The sequence below is a fragment of the Mesorhizobium sp. M2A.F.Ca.ET.037.01.1.1 genome (genome assembly GCF_003998075.1).
Lineage (GTDB): Bacteria > Pseudomonadota > Alphaproteobacteria > Rhizobiales > Rhizobiaceae > Mesorhizobium.
Map to the genome: position 1 here is coordinate 1 of NZ_RZSA01000426.1, position 5264 is coordinate 5264.

Here is a 5264-nt window from a genome sequence, read left to right on the forward strand (position 1 = left end):
GTTCAGGAGCCTTCAGCTCATCGCCGGCGTTTACGCCGGAGGCGGGAAAAACGGGGCAAACAAAAAGCGGGGCAAGCCCGCTCTTTAAATCGCTTCTCTGCAGCCGAAATTAGGCCGGGATCAGCGCGCCTTCCAGCGTGGTGAGCTGGGCGAGGAACTGCTCGGCGCGGCTGCGCGCCACGTCGTCCTTGGCGTCGGCGGCGTCTTCCCTGGCGTCCTGGATGCGACGCGCCAGGTCCGCGCGGTCGATGTCGTTCACATGCACGGCCGATTCGGCCAGCAGCGTGCAGCCGGACGGCAGGATGTCGGCGAAACCGCCGAACACGACATAGCGGTCTTCCTTGCCGCCCGCGGCTTTCACCGTGACGACGCCGGGCTTGATGGTGGTCATGACCGGCGCGTGCTGCGCCATCACCGTCATCTCGCCTTCGGCGCCCGGGATGACGACGGACTCGACCTGCTCGGAAACGAGCAGCCGCTCCGGCGAGACCAGTTCGAACTTGAAAGCTTCAGCCATTTTGCTTCACCTTGCCGGCGATACTTTTGTCAGTCTGCAATCCTGTCCCACAGAAGGGACAGAACATGACCGCTTGATCGAAATACCCAAGACCGTCTTCCGTTTCGACAGTCCCGACGGTCATCATCAATATCCCATCGTCGGTCTCGAAGAACGACGGCGAGGGAAGCTCTGTCATTCACCTCTTGCAGGGTGGAGCAACAGAACTTCCTGTCCATAGTTATGCCGCTTCAGCCGCCAGGCGCTGCGCCTTCTCGACCGCTTCGTCGATGCCGCCGACCATATAGAACGCGGCTTCCGGCAGGTGGTCGTAGTCGCCGGCGCAAAGGCCCTTGAAGCCCTTGATGGTGTCGGCGAGGTCGACCAGCTTGCCCGGCGAACCGGTGAACACTTCGGCGACGAAGAACGGCTGCGACAGGAAGCGCTCGATCTTGCGGGCGCGGGCGACGGTCTGCTTGTCCTCTTCGGACAACTCGTCCATGCCCAGGATGGCGATGATGTCCTGCAGCGACTTGTAGCGCTGAAGGATCGACTGCACCTGGCGGGCGACCTGGTAGTGCTCCTCGCCGACGACCATCGGGTCGAGCATGCGCGAGGTGGAATCCAGCGGATCGACGGCCGGGTAGATGCCCTTTTCCGAGATCGCGCGGTTGAGCACGGTCGTGGCGTCGAGGTGGGCGAAGGAGGTCGCCGGCGCAGGGTCGGTCAGGTCGTCGGCCGGCACGTAGATCGCCTGCACCGAGGTGATCGAGCCCTTGGTCGTCGTCGTGATGCGCTCTTGCAGCGCGCCCATGTCGGTGGCCAGCGTCGGCTGGTAGCCCACGGCGGAAGGAATGCGGCCGAGCAGCGCCGACACTTCCGAGCCCGCCTGGGTGAAGCGGAAGATGTTGTCGACGAAGAACAGCACATCCTGGCCCTGGTCGCGGAAATATTCGGCGACCGTCAGACCGGTAAGACCGACGCGGGCACGCGCGCCCGGCGGTTCGTTCATCTGGCCGTAGACGAGGGCGGCCTTGGAGCCCTGGCCGCCGCCCTTCTTGTTGACGCCCGATTCGATGAACTCGTGATAGAGGTCATTGCCTTCGCGGGTACGCTCGCCGACGCCGGCGAACACCGAGAAGCCGCCGTGGGCCTTGGCGACGTTGTTGATCAGTTCCTGGATCAGCACGGTCTTGCCGACGCCGGCGCCGCCGAACAGGCCGATCTTGCCGCCGCGGGCGTAAGGCGCGAGCAGGTCGAGAACCTTGATGCCGGTGACCAGGATCTGCGCTTCCGTCGACTGGTCGACATAGGCCGGAGCCGGCTGGTGGATGGCGCGCATTTCGATGCCGTCGACCGGGCCTTCCTCGTCGACCGGCTCGCCGATGACGTTGATGATGCGGCCGAGCATGCCCGGACCGACCGGAACCGATATCGGCGCGCCGGTGTCAAAGACGTCCTGCCCGCGGACCAGACCTTCGGTCGAGTCCATGGCAATGCAGCGCACGGTGTTCTCGCCGAGATGCTGGGCAACCTCGAGCACCAGGCGGTTGCCGACATTGTCGGTTTCCAGCGCGTTCAGAATGGCCGGCAGGTGATCTTCGAACTGGACGTCGACCACGGCGCCGATGACTTGGCGGACCTTGCCAGCGGCGCCGACGCGCTTGGCCGCGACGCTCGCCGCGGAAGCCGCGGCCTTGGCCGGAGCGGCCGCCTTCTTCGCCGGAGCGGCGGCCTTCGCGGCTGCCGGGGCCTTTGCCGCCTTCGGGGCCGATGCCTCCTTGGCTGCGGTCTTCGGGGTAGCTGCTTTCGCCATCGTCTTTGCCCTTTTCGTCTATCCGTTGTTCACGCCGCTGCGAGGTCTTGGGACCCCGCCCGCGCGCGCCTAGAGCGCCTCGGCGCCCGAAATGATTTCGATCAGTTCCTTGGTGATCTGCGCCTGCCGCTGGCGGTTGTAGGTGATCGACAGCCTGTTGATCATGTCGCCGGCATTGCGCGTCGCATTGTCCATCGCGCTCATCTTGGCGCCCATCTCGCCGGCCGCGTTCTCCAGCAGCGCCCGGAAGATCTGCACCGCGATGTTGCGGGGGATCAGGTCGGAGAGGATCTCGCCCGGCTCCGGCTCGTATTCATAGACCGCGGTGGCGCCGTTGCCTGTCGCGGCGGCGGCCGAGGCCTGTGCCGCCGGGATGATCTGCTGCGCCGTCGGGATCTGGCTGATCACCGACTTGAACTGCGAATAGAACAGCGTGCAGATGTCGAAGCCGCCCTCGTTGAAGAGGTGGATGACCTTGCGCGCGATAGCGTCGGCATTGACGAAGCCGAGCGCCTTGACCTCGCGCAGGTCAACGCGCTCGAGTATCAGCGAGGCATAGTCGCGGCGCAGGATGTCGTAACCCTTCTTGCCGACGCAGATGATCTTGACCTGCTTGCCGTCGGCCAGAAGCCTGCGGATATGATCGCGAGCAAGCCGTGCGATCTGCGAGTTGAAGCCGCCGCACAGGCCGCGCTCGGCGGTGCAGACGATGAGCAGATGCACATCATCCCGGCCGGTTCCGGTCATCAGCGCCGGGGCATCGCCGCCGCCGCCGATCGCCTGGGTGATGTTGGCCAGAACCGCGCCCATGCGCTCGGAATAGGGTCTGGCTGCTTCCGCCGCCTCCTGCGCGCGACGCAGCTTCGCCGCGGCGACCATCTGCATCGCCTTGGTGATCTTCTGCGTCGCCTTGACCGAGGCGATGCGATTACGAAGGTCTTTTAACGAAGCCATGCTTCAAACCTGATCCCGTGCGTCCGGCTTCGTTCAAGCGAAGGTCTTGGCGAAGGCGTCGATTTCCGCCTTCAGCTTGGCGCGCAGATCGTCCGACAGCGCCTTCTCCTTGCGGATGCCGTCGAGGACATCCTTGCCGGCCGAGCGCATGTGGCTGAGCAGTCCATGCTCGAACTTGCCGACCTGGTTGAGCGGCAGCTTGTCGAGATAGCCGTTGACGCCGGCGAAGATCACCGCGACCTGCTCTTCCGTCTTCAGCGGCGAGAACTGCGGCTGCTTCAAGAGTTCCGTCAGGCGCGAACCGCGGTTCAAGAGGCGCTGCGTGGCGGCGTCGAGGTCCGAGCCGAACTGCGCGAAGGCCGCCATTTCGCGGTACTGCGCGAGTTCGCCCTTGATCGAGCCTGCAACCTGCTTCATCGCCTTGATCTGCGCCGAGGAGCCGACGCGCGACACCGACAGGCCGACATTCACCGCCGGACGGATGCCCTGGAAGAACAGGTTGGTCTCGAGGAAGATCTGGCCGTCGGTGATCGAGATCACGTTGGTCGGGATGTAGGCCGACACGTCGTTGGCCTGCGTCTCGATGACCGGCAGCGCGGTCAGCGAGCCGGCGCCGTTGTCGTCGTTGAGCTTGGCGGCGCGTTCGAGCAGGCGCGAATGCAGGTAGAAGACGTCGCCCGGATAGGCTTCGCGGCCCGGCGGACGGCGCAGCAAGAGCGACATCTGGCGATAGGCGACGGCCTGCTTCGACAGATCGTCATAGCTGATGAGTGCATGCATGCCGTTGTCGCGGAAATATTCGCCCATGGTGCAGCCGGCGAACGGCGCCAGGAACTGCATCGGCGCCGGGTCGGACGCGGTGGCGGCGATGATGATGGAGTAGTCGAGCGCGCCGCGCTCCTCCAGCACCTTGACGAACTGCGCAACGGTCGAGCGCTTCTGGCCGACGGCGACGTAGACGCAGTAGAGCTTTTCCTTCTCCGGGCCGTTGTCGTGCACCGACTTCTGGTTCAGCATCGTGTCGAGGATGATGGCGGTCTTGCCGGTCTGGCGGTCGCCGATGACCAGCTCACGCTGGCCGCGGCCGACCGGGATCAGCGCGTCGATGGCCTTGAGGCCGGTCGACATCGGCTCATGCACCGACTTGCGCGGGATGATGCCGGGCGCCTTGACGTCGACGCGCTTGCGCTCGGTGGCCTGGATCGGACCCTTGCCGTCGATCGGGTTGCCGAGCGCGTCGACGACGCGGCCAAGCAGGCCCGGACCGACCGGAACGTCGACGATGGCGCCGGTGCGCTTGACGGTGTCGCCTTCCTTGATGTCGCGGTCGTTGCCGAAGATGACGACGCCGACATTGTCGGCTTCGAGGTTCAGCGCCATGCCGCGGATGCCGCCCGGGAACTCGACCATCTCGCCGGCCTGGACATTGTCGAGGCCGTAGACGCGGGCGATGCCGTCACCGACGGACAGAACCTGACCGACTTCGGAGACCTCGGCCTCCTTGCCGAAATTCTTGATCTGGTCTTTCAGAATTGCGGAAATTTCCGCGGCGCGGATGTCCATCAGCCGACCTCTTTCAGTGCAAGCTTGAGCGAATTGAGTTTGGTTTTGAGCGACGTATCGATCTGGCGCGAGCCCATCTTGACGATCAGTCCGCCGAGCAGCGACGGATCGACGGTCATGGCGATGGCCACATCCTTGCCGGCGATGCTCTTCAGCGTCGCCTTCAGTTCAGTCTGCTGCGCGGCCGTCAGCGCATGCGCCGAGGTGACCTCGGCGGACGCCTCGCCGCGATGGTCGGCGGCGATCTGGCGGAACGCCTTGATCATGCCGGGCACCGCGAACAGGCGACGGTTCCTGGCGACGACGCGCAGGAAATTGCCAACGAGACCGGTTATGCCTGCCTTGTCGGCAATGGCCGCGATGGCCTTGGCCTGGTCCTCGCTGGAGAACACCGGGCTGTCGATCAGCCGCTTGAGATCGTCGCTGCCGTTGAGC

At 64.9% G+C, this 5264-nt stretch carries 5 protein-coding genes and 1 pseudogene; all 6 read right to left on the reverse strand.

The window, feature by feature from the left end:
* Positions 1–109 precede the first annotated feature (109 nt).
* Positions 110–517, reverse strand: coding sequence for a F0F1 ATP synthase subunit epsilon (locus EOA27_RS20450; RefSeq protein WP_126080583.1), 408 nt, complete (start codon positions 515–517; stop codon positions 110–112).
* Positions 510–735, reverse strand: a pseudogene (locus EOA27_RS20455) (hypothetical protein). The gene EOA27_RS20450 and the pseudogene EOA27_RS20455 overlap by 8 nt, the downstream one beginning before the upstream one ends.
* A gap of 2 nt (positions 736–737) precedes the next feature.
* Positions 738–2312 (reverse strand): F0F1 ATP synthase subunit beta, encoded by a 1575-nt coding sequence (gene atpD / locus EOA27_RS20460; protein WP_126080581.1) that lies wholly within the window; start codon positions 2310–2312, stop codon positions 738–740.
* 69 nt (positions 2313–2381) lie between these two features.
* Complete coding sequence (locus EOA27_RS20465) at positions 2382–3266, reverse strand: F0F1 ATP synthase subunit gamma (RefSeq protein ID WP_126080580.1); 885 nt, start codon at positions 3264–3266, stop codon at positions 2382–2384.
* A 33-nt stretch (positions 3267–3299) separates the two neighbouring features.
* On the reverse strand, positions 3300–4829 hold the full coding sequence (atpA, locus tag EOA27_RS20470; protein ID WP_126080579.1) for a F0F1 ATP synthase subunit alpha: 1530 nt from the start codon (positions 4827–4829) through the stop codon (positions 3300–3302).
* Positions 4829–5264: F0F1 ATP synthase subunit delta (locus EOA27_RS20475; RefSeq protein WP_127257007.1), on the reverse strand; the 436-nt coding region annotated here is incomplete at its 5' end. The genes EOA27_RS20475 and atpA, both read right to left, overlap by 1 nt.

Coding starts and splice junctions, on each gene's coding strand:
- EOA27_RS20450 (WP_126080583.1), bottom strand. CDS start 517: ATGGCTGAAGCTTTCAAGTTCGAACTGGTCTCGCCGGAGCGGCTGCTC.
- atpD (WP_126080581.1), bottom strand. CDS start 2,312: ATGGCGAAAGCAGCTACCCCGAAGACCGCAGCCAAGGAGGCATCGGCC.
- atpA (WP_126080579.1), bottom strand. CDS start 4,829: ATGGACATCCGCGCCGCGGAAATTTCCGCAATTCTGAAAGACCAGATC.
- EOA27_RS20465 (WP_126080580.1), bottom strand. CDS start 3,266: ATGGCTTCGTTAAAAGACCTTCGTAATCGCATCGCCTCGGTCAAGGCG.